Source organism: Agromyces sp. NPDC056389, from assembly GCF_042262385.1.
Taxonomy (GTDB): Bacteria; Actinomycetota; Actinomycetes; order Actinomycetales; family Microbacteriaceae; genus Agromyces.
Genome location: NZ_JBHJPN010000003.1, coordinates 392,533 through 411,138, shown reverse-complemented (window position 1 = coordinate 411,138; position 18,606 = coordinate 392,533). Strand labels below are relative to the sequence as shown.

The following is an 18,606-nucleotide window of genomic DNA, read 5'->3' as shown; positions in this document are numbered from 1 at the left end:
ACTGCATGAGAGCGATCGCGTACGCCAAGACCGGGGACTCGTCCGTGCTGCACCTCGTCGAGCGGGAGATGCCCGAACCGGGCGATGGTGAAGTGCGTGTGCGCATCGCCGTGTCGGGCGTCAACCCGACCGACTGGAAGGCGAGGGCCGGTTCACGGCCGGGCGGAGCGACGCCGTTCGCGGAGGTCGTGCCGAACCAGGACGGCGCCGGCGTCGTCGACGCCGTCGGCCGCGGCGTGGCCGGGTTCGCGGTCGGCGACCGGGTCTGGGCCTATCTCGCTGCGCACGAACGACCGACCGGCACAGCGCAGCAGTTCGCGGTGCTCTCCGCCGAGCACGTGGTGCCCCTGCCGGATGCCGCGAGCTTCGACCTCGGCGCCTCCCTCGGCGTGCCCGCCATGACGGCGCACCGCGCGCTCACCGTCGCCGAGGCGGGTCCGTCCCGACTCGGCCCCGGCGCGCTCGACGGCCGCACGGTGCTCGTCGCCGGTGGCGCCGGCGCCGTCGGGCACGCGGCCATCCAGCTCGCCCGCTGGTCGGGAGCCACGGTCATCACGACGGTCAGCTCCCCCGAGAAGGCCGCTCTCGCGACCGCGGCCGGAGCCCACCACGTCGTGAACTACCGCACCGACGACGCCGCGGCCGCGATCCGCACCATCGCCCCGCACGGTGTCGACCAGATCGTCGAGGTGTCACCCGCCCGCAATGCCGGGCTCAACGCGAGCGTCATCGCGAACCACGGGTCGATCGCCGTGTACGCGACCGACGGCGGCGCCGAGATGACGCTCGACGTGCGCCGCCACTTCGCGCTCAACGTGCGCTACCAGTTCCTGCTGCTCTACACCGTCGGCCAGGACGCGCTCTCGGCTGCCGCCGCGGACATCGGCCGTGCACTCGTCGACGGCGCGCTGCCCGTCGGCGAGAGCGCCGGTCTGCCGATCACCCGCTTCCCGCTCGAGCGCACGGCCGAGGCGCACGACGCCGTCGAGGCGGGCACCGTCGGCAAGGTGCTCATCGACGTCGACCCTGACATCGCCTGATCCTCCCCTTGGCGAGCGGCGTCAGCCGAGCAGGTGCGACAACTGCTCGACGACGAGCACCACGGCGAGCACGACCATCGCAGCGCCCGAGATGCGGGAGACGAGGCGCATGGCCGACGGCCGTGCGCGCAGCACGGTCTTCGCCCCCATGCCGACCGCGGAGTAGACGAGGGCGCAGCTGCCGACGAAGATGAGGCCGAGCACCGCGAGCTGCACCGGGATCGGCCAGGCGCCGGCGGCATCCGTGAACTGCGGCAGCAGCACGACGAGCACGAGCAGGCCCTTCGGGTTCAGGCCGCTGACGCCCGCACCCTGCACGACACGGAGCCACGGCCGCGTGTCGGAACCCCGTGCTGCCGCCCCCGCGACCGCCGCGGGCGGCTCGATCAGCACGCGAACGCCGAGATACAGCAGGTACCCCGCAGCCATGAACGTGAGGCCGACGAGCACCCACGGCATCGCCGCCACCGCTGCGCCGACGCCGACCGCGACCGCGACCACCGCGGCGAGGTAGCCGATGAGGATTCCGCCGAGTGCCGGCAGGATGCTGCGGTCGCGCAGGCCGGAGGCGATGACGTACGCCCAGTCGGGGCCGGGCACGAGCACCATGAACGTCATCATCGCCCAGCAGGCGAGCAGCAATTGGATGTTCACGATGTCCTCCCTTCGACGGTCACGACGAATGTAGGCGAATGGCGCGAGCAGCCGCCGCCCTATTCATCCCTGAACGCGGCATTTCGTGGAAGAATCCACCCCATGGATGCCATCGATCGGAGAATCCTTGCCGAACTGCAGCAGGACGGCCGGCTGAGCCTCACCGACCTCGCCGCCAAGGTGCAGTTGAGCATGTCGCCGACCCACCGCCGGCTCCACGCGCTCGAGGCATCCGGAGCCATCTCGGGCTACCGCGCCGTCATCGATCCCGAGGTCGTCGGGCTGGGCTTCGGCGCGCTCGTGTTCGTGACGATGGACCAGGCGAATCGGGCCACGATCCCCGCCTTCGACGCCGCCGTGGCCGAGATCCCCGAGGTGATCCAGGCGCTCCGGCTCTTCGGTGATCCCGACTACCTGCTGCGTGTTGCCGTGCCCGACCTCCCCGCGTACCAGCGCCTGTGGGACGAACGGCTCTCCGCCCTGCCGGGCGTGCGCCGGGTCGAGTCCACCCTCGTCATGAAGACGATCGTCGACGACCGGCCGCTGCCGATCTGAGCTGTGCGCCCTCGACGCCGTCGGCGGCTCGGCGTACCGTGGCCGTCGAAGCGATCGCCCGAACGAGGAGGTTCCCGATGGCCGAGCTCTCACCCATCCAGCCGTGCCTGTGGTTCGACGACCAGGCGCGCGAGGCGATGGACTACTACGTCGAGGTCTTTCCGAACTCGCGCATCACGCGCATCGACGAGTATCCCGACGAATCGCTCGACGAGCACTTCGCGGGCATGTCGGGCAAGGTGCTGAACGGACAGTTCAGCCTGAACGGCGTCGACTTCGTCTGCCTCGACGGCGGCCCGCTCTTCGAGTTCAACGAGTCGATCTCCTTCATCGTCTCCTGCGCAGACCAGGCCGAGATCGACTACTTCTGGTCGAAGCTCTCGCACGTGCCCGAGTCCGAGCAGTGCGGCTGGTGCAAGGACCGCTTCGGCGTCAGCTGGCAGGTCATCCCGGCGAACATGGGCGAACTGACCCGGCGCCCCGAGCAGATCCAGGTGATGATGCGGCAGAAGAAGGTCGTGATCGCCGAACTCGAGAACGCCTGACGCGAGATCACCGCGAAGCGACGAGGGTCCGCCAGTCGCTCGCTCGTGCGTCGATCGGCGAGCCGTTCGCGATGCGGGCCGTGCGCGAAGCCGGATCGAGCTGCACGGTCGCCAGGGTCGCCCAGCGCTCGCCGAAGGGCAGCGTCAGGTCGGGGCGGTGGCACAGCTGCGGCTGCCCCGGGTCGGAGTAGAGGAACGCGAGCAGCTCGTCATCGGTGCGCGGCTCGGGATAGTCGGCGAGACGGCTCGCGATGAGGTCGTAGCGCTCGCTGGAGTCGGGCTGGTAGATCTCGGTCTTCTCATCGGCCCGGGCCTCGTGGCTCAGGAAATGGTTGGTGCGCACCACCACGCCGTCGACGGGTTCGACCACGAACACCCCGATCGGCGTGATGTCGGTCGTGACGACGCGCTCGGTGTCGAGCAGGGTGAACGAGCTCGAGGCGCTGCGGGGCGCGTCGCGCACGAGCTCGACCGCCTCCTCCACCGAAGCCGCCTCCTCGAGCACGGTCGCCGACATCACGTGCACCGGCACACCACCGGCGCCGTCGGTGCGGTGCCCGAGGATGTTGAAGTGCAGCGCGAGGCCGGCACTGTTCACGCCGATCTTGCCGAGCATCCCGTGCTCGGTGAGGCCGGCGAAGTCGTAGCGGCCGCCACGCGTCTCGTGGGTGTGCCATTCGCCGTCGAGCTGGTGATGCCAGTCCCAGGTCTGCAACCCGAAGGTGCGCACGGTGCCGTCTCCGAGCTCCACCCGACGGCCGATGGTCGAGCATTCGCCCGGAGCCGCGCCCACCCCCTGCGACAGGATCTCGGTGCGGGCGTTCAGCGCATAGACGTGCCACGGCTCGACGCCCGCGCCTGCGGCGATGCCGTCCATCTCGGCGAGGCGTTCCGGGCGCCATCCGGCGACGGCGTCGGCGCAGCGCATCGCGAGCTCGCGCACTTCGGCCTCATCGAGCTCGTACTTCGCGAAGAGCTCGAGATAGGTCCGCAGTCCTGCGGGCAGGGCTGCGCTGAGCTGCAGACCCCGCTCACGACCGCGTTCGAGTGGGTCGCTGCCGTTCGCGATGACGTGCAGGCGGTCGGTGATGCTGTGCAATGGATCGTTCCTTCGGATGTGCGTGGTTCGGCGGCACGAGGGGTACGCCCGTCGGCCGGGTTTCAGATCTGCTGGGCGAGCTCTTCGATGACCCCACGGCGCGGCACCCAGCCCGGCCGGGGCGCGCACTCGAGCAGAAGCCTGGTGTACGGATGCGAGGGGCGGTCGAGGATCTCGTCGACCGTTCCGCGCTCGACGATGCGCCCGCGACGCATGACGATGACGTCGTCGGCGACGGCGCGCACCACGGAGAGGTCGTGCGTGATGAACAGGTAGGTGAGGCCCTTCTCACCGCGAAGGCGATCGAGCAGGTCGAGCACCTGCGCCTGTACCGAGACGTCGAGTGCAGAGACTGCCTCGTCGAGCACCATGATCTCGGGTTCGGCCGCGAGTGCCCGCGCGATCGCCACCCGCTGCTTCTGTCCGCCTGAGAGCGCCGAGGGCTTCGCATCGGCGTGGCGCTCGGTGAGGCCGACTTCAGCGAACAGGTCGAGCACGCGCGCCCGGCGGCCGGCGCGGTCGAGGTCGGGCCGGTGAACGCGCAGCATCTCGTCGATGGTGGCTGCCACCGGGAGCGATCGGTTCAGCGAGCCCTGCGGGTCCTGGAACACCATCTGCACGAGCTTGGCGCGGGCTCGCAGGCGCGATCTCGACGTGGTGGGCCTGACCTCGGCGCCGTCGATGCGGACCTCGCCGGCATCGGCGGACTCGAGCCCGACGATCACACGGGCGAGCGTCGACTTGCCCGACCCCGACTCGCCGACGACGGCGAGGCACGTGCCCCTGCGCACCCCGCACGAGACGTCGTCGAGCGCGGTGACCCCCGACCGGCGATTGAGGTGGAAGGTGCGGCGGAGGCCCACCGCTTCGAGGATGAGATCTGCGCTCATACGTCGGTCTCCGTTCCGTTCGGCAATACGGTCGCACGCCCCTCCGGGTGCAGGAGCGGCCTCGCGGCCATCAACGCTCGCGTGTAGTCGGTCTTCGGCCGATCACGGATCTCCTCGGGAGTTCCGATCTCGAGGATCGCACCGTCCTTCACGACCGCGAGCCGGTCGCAGATCGCGGCTGCGAGGTCGAGGTCATGGGAGACGAAGATCATCGAGAGACCGTGCTCGCGTCGCTTCTCGTCGAGGATCGCGACGACCTCGGCCTGCGTCGTGACGTCGAGTGCCGTGGTGGGCTCGTCGGCGAGCAGCAGTCGGGGTTCGCCCGAGATGGCGCCGGCGATCACGACACGCTGCAGCATGCCGCCCGACAGCTGGTGCGGGTAGGAACGCAGCACCCGATCGGGGTCGGTGATGCCCACCTGCCGCAGCAGCCCGGCGGCGCGCGCCTTCGCTTCGGCCTTGGGGATGCCCCTCGCATCCGCCATTCCCTCGAGAAGGAACCGCTCGACGTGGAGCACCGGATTGAGCGCACCGTGGGGGTTCTGCGCGATGAGGGCGAGTTCGTTCGCACGGATCTTCCGCAGCTTCTCGCCGCTCGCGGCGAGCAGGTCGGTTCCTCCGAGTTCGATCGAGCCGCCGACCTTCGAGCCGGGCGGCTCGATGCCGAGGATGCACTTCAGCGTCATCGACTTGCCCGAGCCCGACTCGCCGACGAGACCGAGCGCTTCGCCCTGGCCGAGCGAGAACGAGTTCCCGCGCAGGATCTCAGTCTCCTGGCCCGTGTCGGGATCGGTGACGGCGAGCGTCAGCCCTTCGACGTTCAGCATCAGCGGGTCCTTCCCGCAGCGCGGCGTCCGCCGAGCTGCTCGCCGACGTAGCCGAGTGCGGCCACGGTGATCACGATCGCGAGGCCTGCGAAGACGCTCTGCTCCCAGTACCCCTGCATGAGCGAGGCCTGCCCGTTCGAGACCATGAGACCCCAGTCGGGCGTCGGCGGCTGCACGCCGAGCCCGAGGAAGGAGAGTGCGGCGAGGTCGATCATCGCGTAGCCGAAGTTGATCGTCATGCCCGTGAAGATCTGCGTGCGCACGTTCGGCAGGATGTGGCGCACTGTGATGAGGAAGCCCGAGATGCCCTGCAGCTGCGCCGAGGAGACGTAGGGCAGGTTCCGTTCTCGCAAGGCGACCGAGCGGATGACCCGGGCCGAGTACGGCGTGAAGCCGATCGCGAGCGCGATCGAGGCGGTCAGGAGCGAGGGACCGAAGATCGCGACCGCGAGGATCGCGAGCAACATGTTCGGGAACGCGAAGAGGATGTCGAGGACGCGTCCGATGAACGCGTCGACGCGGCCGCCGAACCACACCGCCGTGAGCGCGAGCGTCACAGCGGCGGCGGCGGCGACGAGTACGACGATCGTCGGTCCGATGAGGCTCGTGCGCGCGCCCCAGACGATGCGCGAGAAGATGTCGCGACCCGACTGGTCGGTGCCGAACCAGTGCTCGGGGCTCGGCGGGAGGTGCCGGTCGATGACCGAGCCCGCATACGGGTCATAGGGTGCGATGGCGGGCGCGAAGATCGTCGTGAGCAGGACGACCGCGAGCAGCCCGACGCAGACGAGGCCGAGCGTCCCGAGGCGCCGTCGCAAACGGTTCCAGCCCGACACCGGGCCGTCGAGGCGCTGCCGGCGCACCGCCTGCACCGAGACGGTGTCCTGGCTGACGGTGTTCGTCGGCGGCTCCATGCTGGTCTGCTGTCTCGTCATGCCGACACCTTCTTCGCCAAGCGCACGCGCGGATCGATGACCGCATAGAGCAGGTCGACGATGAGATTGATGAGGCCGAACGCGAGCACCATGATGAGCGCGATCGCCTGCACGACCGCGAAGTCCTTCTTCTGCACCGAGTTCACGAGCAGCGACCCGATGCCGTCGAGAGTGAATGCGTACTCGATCACGAAAGCGCTCGCCAACAGGCCGGCGATGTTGGTGCCGAGCACGGTGGTCACCGGCAGCAGCGAATTGCGGAGCGTGTGCCGACCGAGCACGATGCGCTTCGGCACGCCGCGCGCGATCGCCATGACCACGTGTTCCGAACCTTGTTCCTCCCGCACGGCGGTGCGGGTGATCCTCGCCACGACCGCGATGGCGGGGAACGCCAAGGCGATCGCCGGCAGTGTCAGGTGCCAGATGCGGTCTGTGAACCCCTCTCCCGATCCCGAGACCGGAAACCAGCCGAGATTCGATCCGAACACGGCCATCAGCACGAGTGCCGCGAAGAACGTCGGCACGGCGAACCCGAGGTTCGACCCGAACACCACGATCTTCTCGAAGGCACCTGAGCGCGTCGCCGCGAGTACGCCGAGGCCGACGCCGACGAACACGATCAGGATCGCGGCATACGTGGCGAGGAAGAGGGTCGTCGGCAGGCGCGACTCGACGAGGGTCGAGACGTCCTGCTGAGTGACGAGCGACCTGCCGAAGTCTCCGTGGAGCACATCGATCAGCCAGTTCCAATAGCGCACGAGGAAGGGATCATCCAGACCGTATTGCGCCCGGATGACCTCGAGCACCTCCGGGGTCACCGTTCGGCCCTGCACGAGGAACTGCTCTGGGCTGCCCGGAGCGAGGTACATGCCGCTGAACACGATGAAGCTGGAGACGAGCAGTACCAGCGCCAGCGCGACGACGCGTTTCAGTACGTAGATCATGGACGATCCCTTCCCGTGCGCACCCCGACTACTCGGCCGAGCCGAGGTCGGCCGCCCAGGGGTAGTACAGGTAGATGAAGGAGGCGGGAACGCCGGTCACCGACTTGTCGAGGTAGAGCCGCACCGCGAGGTCGTTGATCGGCACCCAGGGCTGCTGCTGCATGACGAGCGCCTCGGCCTCGACCGTGAGCTCGGCCCGCTTCTCGGGGTCGCTCTCGGCGTAGGCGGCGTCGATCGCGGCGTCGATCGCCGGGTCGGAGAAGCCGGAGTAGTTCTGCTGGCTTCCCGTGTAGGCGACATTGTCGAGGTGGGCGAGCGGTGACGGGCTGCTCAGGTAGTTCGTGGTGACGAAGCCGTCGTAGCCCTTGCGCGCCTCCGGGTCGGAGAAGAACGCGCCGAACTGCGCACTCGGCACTCCGGTCGGCTCGAGGGTGAGGCCCAGCTCCTTCGCCCCGTTCGCCATCTCGTTGAGGATGTCGGCGTAGAACGCTCGCTCGCTCGGGTAGGCGATCTTGATCGGCTGCGAGAGGTCGACGGTCGCGGACTCCAGCTCGGCCTTCGCGGCGTCGAGGTCGTGGCTCAGGTCGGGCAGCTCGGCGTCGCGCTGCTCGGCGACATCGGGGTAACGGTTCCACGGCCCCTGCGGCACGATCGAGCGCGACGGGGTTCCTGTGCCCTCGTAGACGGTGTCCGCGATGGCCTGACGGTCGGTCGCTCGCGTGAGCGCGCGCCGCACGGCAGGGTCGCCGAATGTGCCGTTGCCGGTCGAGATGATGGCCATGATCTGCATGCCCTGTCCGTAGGACATCGCCCCGGTGCTGCTCGAGGAGAGCTGGCCGAGCGCAGGCAGCGGTACGTCGTACGAGCCCTGGATCTCTCCGGTCGACAGGCCCGTCGCGATGGCGGTGGGGTCGACCACGAATCCGATCTCGACCTCCTTCGCCTTGGCGCGCTTGCCCGTGTTCCAGTACCCGTCGTAGCGATCGAGCGAGATCGACTGGCCCTGCTTCCACTCGCCGACCTGGAACGGTCCCGTGCACATGACACCGGCCTCGGGATTGCCGTAGTTCTCTCCGGCGGCCTCGCGCTGCTTCTGCTGTACAACGGCGCCGAGGTTCGTCGAGAGTTCCTCGTCGAGGATGGTGTTCGGCTCGGACAGCGTGAGCGTCACTTCCCACTCGCCCGTCTTCTCGATGCCGGTGACATCGGCGAAGCTCGACGCGAGGTAGCTGCCCTCGGCGGGGTCGAGATGCCGGTTCAGGCTGTAGGCGACGTCGTCGGCGGTCATCGGAGTGCCGTCCCAGAACGTGACGTCGTCGCGGATTCGGAAGACATAGCGAGTGCTGTCGTCGAGAACCTCGAAGCTCTCGGCGAGGTTCGGCTCGACTGAGAAGTCGGGCTGCATCTGGAACAGCGACTCGCAGAGGTTCGAGATGATCGTGTTCTCGGGGTAGTTGAACGCCTTGACCGGGTCGAGCGTGGCGAGCTCGCCGTACGTCGAGTTCCACTTGACCGTGTCGATCTCGCCAGTCGCAGCGGGTGTGACTTGCAGGAGCTCGCCGTCGTCCAGTGTCGTTGCGGAGCCACTGCCCCGATCCGCCGTGCAGCCTGCGAGCGCCAGGCTCGCGACCGCGATGACCGCGATCGATGCTCTCGTCGTTCCGGTTTTCACTGTGTCCTCCTGAGCTTCTTCGTTGAATCCCTCGCCGAGCGGGCGATGAGCTACGGCGACGATAGCTGATGAATCGATTCTTGTAAATCGATTCTCTGAATCGATTCCTCTTCCAGGAAACTGTTCGCGATCGACATGGATCGGTTGCTACGCTTGCCCGATGTCCCTCGAAGCCGCGCGACCAACGATCAACGACGTCGCCGAGCGCGCCGGAGTCTCGCGGACGACGGTCTCGAATGCGCTCAACGGCAAGGGCACGATCGGCGAAGCCACGATCGCGCGGGTCAAGCGAGTCGCCGATGAACTCGGCTACGAGCCGAACGCTGTCGCACGGGGGCTGCGCCAATCGAAGCTCGGAGTGATCTCGCTGCTCATCCGCCCGCTCGAGTCGCTGGACACGGCGATGCCCGAAGGCGTCGACTACTTCCTTCGATTCGCCGGTTCCGCCGCCCTGGCCGCGATGGACCACGGATACTCGCTCATGCTCATCACGGACCCGTCGAAGCCGGGAGCCCCGCCGTCCTCGCTCGCCGCCGACGGATGTCTCGTCGAGGCCCCGATCCGGAACGACCCCGCGCTCACCTTGCTCGATCGCAAGCGGATCCCGTTCGTGGCGATCGGCGTCGACCCGGCGCGACCCGATGCCTTCCCCGCGTTCGTGCAGCAGACCGAGCGCGAGACGGCCCTCGTGCTCGACCATCTTCGCGATGCGGGCGCGCGGCGGATCGCACTCGTGACCGGCACCGACGAGAACGCCTGGAACGTATTCGCGCGAGACGGCTACGAGCGATGGACCGCCCGGCACGGAGTCGAGGCGATCCACCGCTCGATCGACGAGACGCTCGGCGTGGAAGGCGGGCGCATGGTCGCGCACGAACTCCTGTCGGGCGAGGCCCCACCCGACGGCGTGTACTGCCTGACCGGTCGACATGCAGCCGGATTCGTCGCAGGCGCCCGCGAACTCGGCCTCGATGTTCCCGAAGATCTCGTCGTCGTCGCCGGTTCCGATGCGGTGATGAACCGGACGTCGACTCCGACGATCACCGCGCTCGACCTCCGGCCAGTCGAAACGGCACGACTCGCCGTCGACGCCTTGATCCGCATCCTCGAGGGCGAGCCCGTCGCCTGGTCGAACCTCGACCCGGCCAGCGAACTCGTGGTCCGCGAGTCGACGTCACGGCGTCGAGGCGACGCCGAACTCGCGAACGCCTGAGCACACCGCCCGGGCCCGCCGGCTTCCGGGCACGGATGTCTCAGGTGCCGACCCTTGCGCCCGCATCGCCGCCGCTGCCAGCATGACAGGCACCCGATGACAGGAGTCCCATGCCCGAGACCCTCGACCGACCGCACAGCGCCGCGCAGTCCGTGCTGCCCGGCGCGGCGATCCTCCGCCGTACCCGCAGCCTGCTGTTCTGCGCGCTCGGCACCGGCCTCGCCTACAGTGTGCTCGGCAACGCCTCGAAGGGCGGATGCCCCGGCGGAGTGACGGGCGGCGGCGGTTTCATCGACGCCGGCGGCCAGCCGACCGACGTCGCTCCGAACTGCATCAACGTCACACTGCAACCGAGCGGCATCGTCTTCCTTGCGATCGCCGTGATCGTTCTCGTCGCGATCACCCGGGTACTGAAGTCCTCGGCGACCGAGGCCGCCGCCCTCCGCACGCTCGACCGAGCGGCCCTCGTGATCGTCGCGGTCACGGCGACCTGGCTCGTGATCACGCACGTCTCGTTCTGGATGATCCCGCTCGATCAATGGGACGGCGGCGGGTACTTCCCCATCCCGTTCACGTTCGGCGCCGTCGACATCGACATCTCCCCGATGCAGCAGGGCTGAGCCGTCAGGACGCGACCGACCGCCGCTCCCGCTCGGCGTCGAAGAGCCAGGCGTCGACGTCGTTCAGCGCGAGCCGGAGCGCGCCGAGCACGCTGACATCGGTGCCGAGCGTCGAGGCCACGACCTCGACCGGGAAGAGGCATGCTGCGTCGAGGCGCGCCTGGAGCGGGTGGATGAGGCGGTCGCCCACCCCTGCGAGCTCTCCCGCGATGATCAGCCGCGGGGTGTCGAGCACTGTCACCAGCGTGATGAGGCCCAGTGCGAAGTGCTCGATGAACTCGGCGAGCGCGGCGCCGCTGCGCTCGTCCTCGTCTCCGTCGAGCACGCCGCCGGCGTTCGCGAACTCCCGCAGGGCGGCTGCTGCGCGCGGCCAGCCGAGTTCCGGAAGCCCGCCGATCTCGCCCGAGGCCCCGTGCCGCCCGAGGTAGGGCTTGCCGTCGATCGTGATCGCCGCGGCCATCGTCGTGCCCGCGAGCACCGTGACCGACGCGTCGAGGCCGGTTCCCGCGCCGAGCCAGTGCTCGGCGAGTGCAGCGCACCGGGCGTCGTTGCCGACCGCGACGGCGGCATGCGGAGCCATCCGCTCGAATGCGCCCGCGATGTCGGTGCCTGCCCAGTCGGCGAGGCGGGAGCTCCGCACGACAGTGCCGTTCGCATCGACGATGCCCGTCGTCGAGACGGCGATCGCCCAGACCTCCGCCGGTGTCCGGTCGTGCTCCGCGAGCAACGCGGAGACCGCCGTGGTCATGGCCTCGAGGCGACCCGTGGCGGGCAGTTCGGCGTCGATGCCGTGCTCGCTGCGGGCCAGCACCACCCCGTCGAGGTCGGCGAGCATCAGTCGCAGTTCGTGAACGCCGAGTTCGCAGGCGACGACGAGCCCGGCCTCCGCACGGAACGCGAACCGCTTCGCCGGTCGACCGACCGGGCGGTTGGAGACCGGTTCGGGCGCGATCGCGACCACGAGGCCATCGGAGATCAGCTCCGCGACGGCGTCTTCGACCGTCGGTCGCGACAGGCGCGTCGACTCGCTGAGCTCGGTGAAGCTCCTCGACTCGACGCCGCGCAGCCGGCGGAGCACCGCCACGGCGTTCTGGCGCTTCACGAGCGGGTTGGTCCCTGCACTCATCGATCTTCCTCGTCGGTCGGGGATTGACAGGCATCTGCCGAGCTGCTTGACTCCGAGCGTTAATTATTAATGCTAGCTGAATAATTAATCCGGATACGGCGAACACGGTCGTGTCGCCGTCGACAGTCCTGTCCAAGTATCTTCCCCGGGGAGTTTCAATGAAGAGACATGCAGCGCTCCAAGCGCTGACCATCGCATCGGTCGTCGCCGTGGCGACCACCGGAGCTCTGAGCTCGGCGTCCTCCGCCGAGGCTGCGGCTCCGACCTCGCCCGACGGCGTCACCGTCACCGCAGGTGCACTGTCGATCGGCCTCGACGCCGCCGGCACCGTCACGAGCCTCGTCGATCAGCGCCTCGGCGAGAACCACCTCGCCGCCGACAAGCGGGCGCCCCTCGTGAGCCTCGTCATCGACGGCGTGCAGGAGGTTCCGACCGACGTGACGCAGGAGGGTGGCACGCTCGTCTTCTCCGACGACTCGGCCGGCTACGAGATCGAGGTCGCGATCGACGCCTCGGCGAGCTACACCACGCTCGAGGTGGTCGACGTCCGCGCGCCCGAGGGCACCGACGTCGAGTCGCTCCTGTGGGGCCCGCTGCCCACCTCGATCACGGAGACCGTCGGCGAGACGGTCGGCGTCGTGCGCGACGACGACTTCGCGATCGGCGTGCGACCGCTGAACGACGCCACCGAGGGCGGATGGCCGCAGGAGTACCGCGAGATCGGGTGGCAGGGCGAGATGAGCTCGAACCCGTCCGACCTCGAGGTCGCCCCGCTCGAGGAGTGGAGCGTCGCCGGGGTTGCTCCCTGGGGCACCGCGCTGCGAGCGTTCTCGTTCGACTACTCGTCGGAGCGCCTGCGCGCCCAGCCGAACGGCTACCGGATCCCGGTCGGACCGCTGCCCGACTCGACCGTCGTGGGGTCGAAGATCGCGGTCTTCGGCAGCACGCCGTCGATGGTGCCCACCGTGCTGTCGACCATCTCGAAGGGCGAATCCCTGCCGTACCCGACGATCGACGGCCAGTGGCAGAAGGTCGCCCAGGCGACGTCGCAGTCGTTCCTCGTGCTCAGCGACCTGCGCACCTCGACGCTCGACTCCGCCGCGAAGTACGCCGGCGCCGCGGGCCTCGAGTACCTCTACTCGCTGCCGAATGCCGCCGGCCCGTGGAAGGCCACCGGCCACTACGAGTTCGACTCCTCACTGGGCGGCAGCGACGCCGCGGTCGCCGACTTCGTCGACCGCGCCGATGAACTCGGTGTCAAGATCGGCGTGCACACCCTGTCGGACTTCGTCGCGGCGAACGACGCCTACGTTCAGCCGCGCCCGGCCGACGACCGCCTCGCGCTCGGCGCCCGGGCCGAACTCACCCGCCCGCTCGCCGCGGGCGACCGGGTGCTCTACCTCGACGACGAGACACTGCTCGCCGCCGGCGCGCTGGGCAGCAAGCTCCGCATCGGCGACGAGTTCATCGACTACACCTCGTTCCGGCAGGTCGGCGAGGAGTGGGAGGTGACCGGCCTCACGCGCGGCCGCTGGGGTTCGGCCGCCGTCGCCCACGAGTCGGGCGCGACGGCAGCCCGACTGCTGCAGAACCAGTACGGCGGCGCCCTCGGCGACCTCGGAATCATCGATGACATCTCGAAGCGCTTCGCCGACATGTGGAACGGCACCGGCATCCGCGCGATGTCGTTCGACGGCCTCGAGTCGGCCTCGCAGGCCGGCTACGGCGGCTACGGCATCGCACGCATGGTCAACGGCACATACGCGCAGGTCGACGACCACGACGGCTTCATCTCCGAGACGAGCCGCATGACCTCGAACGCCTGGGACGGCCTGTCGCGCGCGAGCTGGGGCGAAGTCGCCTCGACGAGCATGGACCAGGTCTTCCTCAACAACGCGTTCTACAACGCGAACTACCTCCCGCCGATGATGGGCTGGATCCACCTCGCCGGCAATGAGAGCCTGCTGAGCATCGAGGGCAAGCTCGCTCGCGCGGCCGGCCTCGACGCCGGCACCGGACTCCAGACCTCGGTCTCGAGCCTCGCCAACGGCGGCGCCCAGACAGCACTCGTGCTCGACGCGATCAAGCAGTGGGAGACCGCGCGCAACCTCGGCGCCTTCACGGCCGAGCAGCGTGAGGCGCTCCGCGACCGCTCGACGAACTGGCACCTCACCATGGTGTCGGCCGACCGGGCCTGGTCGCTGCAGCAGTTGGATGCCTCGGGCGCTCCGATCGGCGAACCGCAGTCGGTCTCGGTCCCCGAGCCGGCGATCGTCACCGAGTCCCTGGCCGACGCCGAGGCGGGCACGCTCTACGGACAGGTCGTCGAGTCCAACTCGCCGGCGACCATCCGCTACGAGGTCACCGCGGGCTCGCTCCCGATGGGTCTCGAGCTGAACGCCGACACCGGCGGCATCATCGGGATCGCCGAGAAGCCCGGTTCGAGCCGCTTCACCGTGACCGCGCACGGCAGCGCCGGCATCGCGGACTCCTCGAAGGAGTTCAAGCTGCAGGTTCGACCGTTCACGCCCCGAGCGGACGTCCAGCTCGACATGCCGCTCGAGCCGAGCGCCCCGGTCACCGTGACCGTGAAGAACGCGGGGACGCACGCGATGAAGAACGTGCGCATCGAGGCCTCCGCCGGAGACGGCTGGGCGATCTCGCCCGAGCTCGAGAAGGTCAGGAAGCTCGACGCCGGAGAGAGCGTCACCGTCGAGCTGCAGCTCACCGAGCAGGAGGGCGCAGCGCGCACGGTCTCAGTGTCGACGCGGGTGCTGTTCGACCACCCGGGCTCGAAGGACAACGAGCTGACCCGCACGGCGAAGATCGAGCTGCCGCTCGCGGACATCGCCGCAGCGTACAACCGGGTCTCGATCTCCGACGACGCTGCACCACGCACGGCCAACTTCGACGGCTCGGGCAACAGCTACTCGGCGCAGGCGCTCGCGGCCGCCGGCCTCGTCGCCGGCTCGGCATTCGAGCACGACGGGCTGTCGTTCACCTGGCCGTCGGCGGTCGGCGAGCCGAACAGCGTCGCCGGCACCGCCACGTTCGAGGTGGGCGGCGACGGCACGAAGCTCGGCCTGCTCGGCAGCGCGGTCGGCCCGCAGGTCGGCACTGGAACGATCACGTACCGCGACGGATCGACCCAGCCGTTCGAGGTGTCGTTCAACAACTGGGCGGGCGAAGTGGCTGAGGACGCCGTGGTGTCGTCGCGCTACCGCAACACCCCGTCGGGCCCCGCGAACCACGGGTACCACTACCGCGTCTTCTACGACTCGGTCGAGCTCGACCCCGCCAAGGACGTCTACACGATCACCCTGCCGGCGAACGGTTCGATGCGCGTGTTCTCGGTCGCGATCGGCTGAGGCGCCGCCGACCCCGCACGAGGGCGGGCCGACCGGTCTCCGGTCGGCCCGCCCTTCTGTCGCGCTGCCGTCGCACGGAGCGCCCAGCCGGACGATCTAGGCTCGAAGCACCGTCACCGACCTGCAGAAGGAGCATGCCGCCATGAGCGACGCCGCGAACCTCGACGTCTTCGACCGCCGCGAGTCGGAGGTCCGCGGATACGTCCGCGCATTCCCCACGGTCTTCGACCGTGCGAGCGGCTCGACCCTCGTCGACGCCGACGGCCGCGAGTACCTCGACTTCTTCGCCGGAGCCGGCGTGCTGAACTACGGGCACAACAACCCCGCGTTCACCCGCGCCCTCATCGAGTACCTCGAACGCGACGGCATCATCCACGGGCTCGACATGGCGACCTCGGCCAAGCGCGCATTCATCGAGGCGTTCGAGCGCCTCGTGCTCGAGCCGCGCGGGCTCGACCACAAGCTGCAGTTCACCGGCCCGACCGGCGCGAACGCGGTCGAGGCCGCGCTGAAGGTCGCGCGCCAGGCCACCGGCCGGTCGACGGTCGTCGCCTTCACGAACGCGTTCCACGGCCTGAGCCTCGGCGCCCTCGCGGCGACCGGCAACCACCACTACCGCGAGGCCGCCGGGCAGTCGCTCGACAACGTCGCACGCCTGCCCTACGACGGCTACCTCGGCGCCGACGTCGACACGCTCGACCTGCTCGAGAAGATGCTCGACGACCCCGGATCGGGACTCGACCTGCCCGCCGCCGTCATCGTCGAGGCGGTGCAGGGCGAGGGCGGCATCAATGTCGCGAGCGTGCCGTGGCTGCAGCGACTCCGCGCGCTGACCGCCGAGCGCGGCATCCTGCTGATCCTCGACGAGATCCAGGCGGGCGTCGGCCGCACCGGCACGTTCTTCGCCTTCGAGGCCGCCGGCATCGTGCCCGACATCGTGACCGTCTCGAAGTCAATCTCGGGCTCTGGCCTGCCGATGTCGCTCGTGCTGCTGCGCCCCGAGGTCGACGTGTGGAAGCCGGGCGCCCACACCGGCACGTTCCGCGGCAACAACCTCGCCTTCATCTCGGCGCGCGTCGCGCTCGAGACGTACTGGGCCGACACGGAGTTCACCGATGCCGTGGCCGCGAAGTCGGCGCTGCTGCGCGCGGAACTCGACGCCATCGCCGCCGAGCACCCCGAGCTCGGTCTCGTGCCGCGCGGCCGCGGCCTCATGTACGGCCTCGCGTGCGACGCCGACCGCACGCTCGCCGGCCGCATCTCGAAGGAGGCGTTCACGCGGGGCCTCGTCATCGAGACCTCGGGCGCCTTCGACGAGGTGCTGAAGTTCCTGCCGGCGCTCACGATCACCGACGACGAGCTGCGTCGCGGTCTCGCGATCGTGCGCGAGAGCCTCGACGCGGTGCTCTCGGCCTGACAGCCCGGCCTAGGATTCAACATGTATCCTAGGCCGCGATGTCCACGAACTCCCCTGCACCGAAGCCCGTCCACCCGCTCGCGCGCAAGCTCCGCTCCGCGCGCATCCTGAACGTCGTGCTCGGCGCGGTCACGGCGTTCCTGCTCGTCGTCGTGATCGCGCAGTCGGTGCCCGGCACCGAGCAGGCCGCGACCGCCGACGCCACGCAGACACCGGCAGCGGATGCCTCGGGCTCGGGTTCCGGCGCGGGCTCCGAGATCGCGACCCGCGACCCCGACGACCCGCTCGCGATCGGCGACGTCGACGCCCCCGTGGTGCTCGTCGAGTGGGCCGACTTCCGCTGCCCCTACTGCGCGGTCGTGACGAACCAGACGCTGCCGACGATCTTCGAGGAGTACGTCGAGAAGGGCCTCGTGCGCTACGAGTTCCGGGATGTCGCGTTCTTCGGCGAGGAGTCGGTCGATGCCGCCGTCGCGGCCCGCGCAGCGGGCGAGCAGGGCAGGTTCCCCGAGTACCTCGAGGCCGTCTTCGCGGCCGCGCCCGAGAAGGGCCACCCCGACATGCCCCGCGAGAAGCTCATCGGCTTCGCCGCCACCGCGGGCGTGCCCGACCTCGCGAAGTTCGAACAGGACCTCGACCGCGCCGATCTCCGCGACGCCGTGCTCGCGAGCACCGACACCGCCCAGAAGCTCGGCGTCACGAGCGTGCCGTTCTTCGTCGCCGGCGACCAGGCGATCGCCGGCGCGCAGCCGATCGAGAACTTCCGGGCCCTCCTCGACGAGCAGCTGGCCGCGGCAGGCGAGTGATCGACCTCGGGCTCGCGGGCGCCCTCGTCGGCGGCGTCCTGACCCTGCTGAGCCCGTGTTCGGTGATGCTGCTGCCGGCGTTCTTCGCCTACGCGTTCACGAGCCCGAGCCGGCTCATCGCCCGAACCGGGGTGTTCTACCTCGGCCTCATCACGACCCTCGTGCCGATCGGCGTGCTCGCCGGCACCGTCGGCGCGTTCGTCAGCACGAACCGCACGACGCTCGTGACGGTGGCCGCGATCGTGATCATCGTGCTCGGCGCGGTGCAACTCGTCGGCATCCCACTGCCCGCATTCACCCGCAGCGGTGCGGCCGAGGGCACCGGCGTGGCATCCGTCTACCTGCTCGGCACCGTCTACGGACTGGCCGGGGTGTGCGCGGGCCCGCTGCTCGGCTCGGTGCTCGCCCTCGCCGCGCTCGGCGGACAGCCGCTCTACGGCGGTATCGTGCTCGCCGTCTTCGCACTCGGCATGACCGTGCCGCTCTTCGTGCTGGCCGTCGCATGGTCCCGGTCGCCGCGGCTCCGCGGCATGCTGCGCCCGCGCACGGTGCGCATCGGCCGCTGGACCAACACCTGGACCCAGATCGTCGGGGGCCTCCTCGGCATCGGCATCGGCGTGCTGCTCATCGTGACGGAGGGCACCGCCTCGCTCGGCGGCGTGCTCGGCGCCTCGCAGCAGTTCGCGCTCGAGAGCTGGGTGCTCGAGCGCACGGCAGGCGTGCCCGACCTCGTCTTCGCCGGCATCGCCGTCGCGGCGCTGGCGTGCGCATGGGGCATCCATCGGTGGCGCACGGCGACGGCACGGCGAGCGGATGCCTCGGCCACCGGCTCCCCCGAGTCATCCGTCGGCGCCGGCGAAGGCGACCGCTCGTGACGGTCGCGACACCGACCCCG

The 18,606-nt window shown here is 69.5% G+C and carries 17 protein-coding genes; 9 read left to right on the top strand and 8 right to left on the bottom strand.

Going from position 1 to position 18,606, the window contains the following annotated elements:
- The first annotated feature begins 5 nt into the window (after positions 1-5).
- Positions 6-1,040 (top strand): NADPH:quinone reductase, encoded by a 1,035-nt coding sequence (locus ACFCVM_RS17980; protein ID WP_375838099.1) that lies wholly within the window; start codon positions 6-8, stop codon positions 1,038-1,040.
- A gap of 21 nt (positions 1,041-1,061) precedes the next feature.
- Here ACFCVM_RS17980 and ACFCVM_RS17975 read toward each other — a convergent pair whose 3' ends face one another.
- Entirely contained in the window at positions 1,062-1,694 is a 633-nt protein-coding gene (locus ACFCVM_RS17975; RefSeq protein ID WP_375838098.1) for a LysE family translocator, read from the bottom strand.
- A 102-nt stretch (positions 1,695-1,796) separates the two neighbouring features.
- Between ACFCVM_RS17975 and ACFCVM_RS17970 the strand changes: the two genes are divergently transcribed.
- Positions 1,797-2,249: an Lrp/AsnC family transcriptional regulator gene (locus ACFCVM_RS17970; RefSeq protein WP_375838097.1), complete on the top strand. Its 453-nt coding sequence runs from the start codon at positions 1,797-1,799 to the stop codon at positions 2,247-2,249.
- 77 nt (positions 2,250-2,326) lie between these two features.
- Entirely contained in the window at positions 2,327-2,794 is a 468-nt protein-coding gene (locus tag ACFCVM_RS17965; protein ID WP_375838096.1) for a VOC family protein, read from the top strand.
- 7 nt (positions 2,795-2,801) lie between these two features.
- Here ACFCVM_RS17965 and ACFCVM_RS17960 read toward each other — a convergent pair whose 3' ends face one another.
- From ACFCVM_RS17960 to ACFCVM_RS17935, 6 genes are all read right to left on the bottom strand, one after another.
- Complete coding sequence (locus tag ACFCVM_RS17960; protein WP_375838095.1) at positions 2,802-3,893, bottom strand: C45 family autoproteolytic acyltransferase/hydolase; 1,092 nt, start codon at positions 3,891-3,893, stop codon at positions 2,802-2,804.
- Between the two features lie 62 nt (positions 3,894-3,955).
- Positions 3,956-4,783 (bottom strand): ABC transporter ATP-binding protein, encoded by an 828-nt coding sequence (locus ACFCVM_RS17955; protein WP_375838094.1) that lies wholly within the window; start codon positions 4,781-4,783, stop codon positions 3,956-3,958.
- Positions 4,780-5,610 (bottom strand): ABC transporter ATP-binding protein, encoded by an 831-nt coding sequence (locus ACFCVM_RS17950; protein WP_375838093.1) that lies wholly within the window; start codon positions 5,608-5,610, stop codon positions 4,780-4,782. Before ACFCVM_RS17950 ends, ACFCVM_RS17955 begins: the two co-directional genes overlap by 4 nt.
- The gene (locus tag ACFCVM_RS17945; protein ID WP_375838092.1) at positions 5,610-6,545 is read right to left on the bottom strand and encodes an ABC transporter permease; all 936 of its coding nucleotides are present in this window, start codon (positions 6,543-6,545) and stop codon (positions 5,610-5,612) included. Before ACFCVM_RS17945 ends, ACFCVM_RS17950 begins: the two co-directional genes overlap by 1 nt.
- Complete coding sequence (locus tag ACFCVM_RS17940) at positions 6,542-7,489, bottom strand: ABC transporter permease (RefSeq protein WP_375838091.1); 948 nt, start codon at positions 7,487-7,489, stop codon at positions 6,542-6,544. Before ACFCVM_RS17940 ends, ACFCVM_RS17945 begins: the two co-directional genes overlap by 4 nt.
- 28 nt (positions 7,490-7,517) lie before the next feature.
- A complete protein-coding gene (locus ACFCVM_RS17935) occupies positions 7,518-9,161 on the bottom strand; it encodes an ABC transporter substrate-binding protein (protein ID WP_375838090.1) in 1,644 nt (547 codons plus the stop codon).
- Between the two features lie 160 nt (positions 9,162-9,321).
- On the opposite strand from ACFCVM_RS17935, the gene ACFCVM_RS17930 reads away from it, so the two are divergent.
- Together ACFCVM_RS17930 and ACFCVM_RS17925 are read left to right on the top strand one after the other, a co-directional pair.
- A complete protein-coding gene (locus ACFCVM_RS17930; protein WP_375838089.1) occupies positions 9,322-10,374 on the top strand; it encodes a LacI family DNA-binding transcriptional regulator in 1,053 nt (350 codons plus the stop codon).
- Between the two features lie 110 nt (positions 10,375-10,484).
- The gene (locus ACFCVM_RS17925; protein WP_375838088.1) at positions 10,485-10,994 is read left to right on the top strand and encodes a hypothetical protein; all 510 of its coding nucleotides are present in this window, start codon (positions 10,485-10,487) and stop codon (positions 10,992-10,994) included.
- Positions 10,995-10,998: 4 nt separating this feature from the next.
- Here the strand turns inward: ACFCVM_RS17925 and ACFCVM_RS17920 are convergent, their stop codons facing one another.
- On the bottom strand, positions 10,999-12,120 hold the full coding sequence (locus ACFCVM_RS17920) for an ROK family protein (protein ID WP_375838087.1): 1,122 nt from the start codon (positions 12,118-12,120) through the stop codon (positions 10,999-11,001).
- Positions 12,121-12,278: 158 nt separating this feature from the next.
- Here ACFCVM_RS17920 and ACFCVM_RS17915 point away from each other — a divergent pair, with 158 nt between their 5' ends.
- The 4 genes from ACFCVM_RS17915 to ACFCVM_RS17900 all read left to right on the top strand — a co-directional run bounded on the left by ACFCVM_RS17915 (position 12,279) and on the right by ACFCVM_RS17900 (position 18,586).
- Positions 12,279-15,488, top strand: coding sequence for a putative Ig domain-containing protein (locus ACFCVM_RS17915; RefSeq protein ID WP_375838086.1), 3,210 nt, complete (start codon positions 12,279-12,281; stop codon positions 15,486-15,488).
- 142 nt (positions 15,489-15,630) lie between these two features.
- On the top strand, positions 15,631-16,905 hold the full coding sequence (ectB, locus tag ACFCVM_RS17910; RefSeq protein WP_375838085.1) for a diaminobutyrate--2-oxoglutarate transaminase: 1,275 nt from the start codon (positions 15,631-15,633) through the stop codon (positions 16,903-16,905).
- 38 nt (positions 16,906-16,943) lie between these two features.
- The gene (locus tag ACFCVM_RS17905; RefSeq protein WP_375838084.1) at positions 16,944-17,711 is read left to right on the top strand and encodes a DsbA family protein; all 768 of its coding nucleotides are present in this window, start codon (positions 16,944-16,946) and stop codon (positions 17,709-17,711) included.
- A complete protein-coding gene (locus ACFCVM_RS17900; protein WP_375838083.1) occupies positions 17,708-18,586 on the top strand; it encodes a cytochrome c biogenesis CcdA family protein in 879 nt (292 codons plus the stop codon). Before ACFCVM_RS17905 ends, ACFCVM_RS17900 begins: the two co-directional genes overlap by 4 nt.
- Positions 18,587-18,606 lie beyond the last annotated feature (20 nt).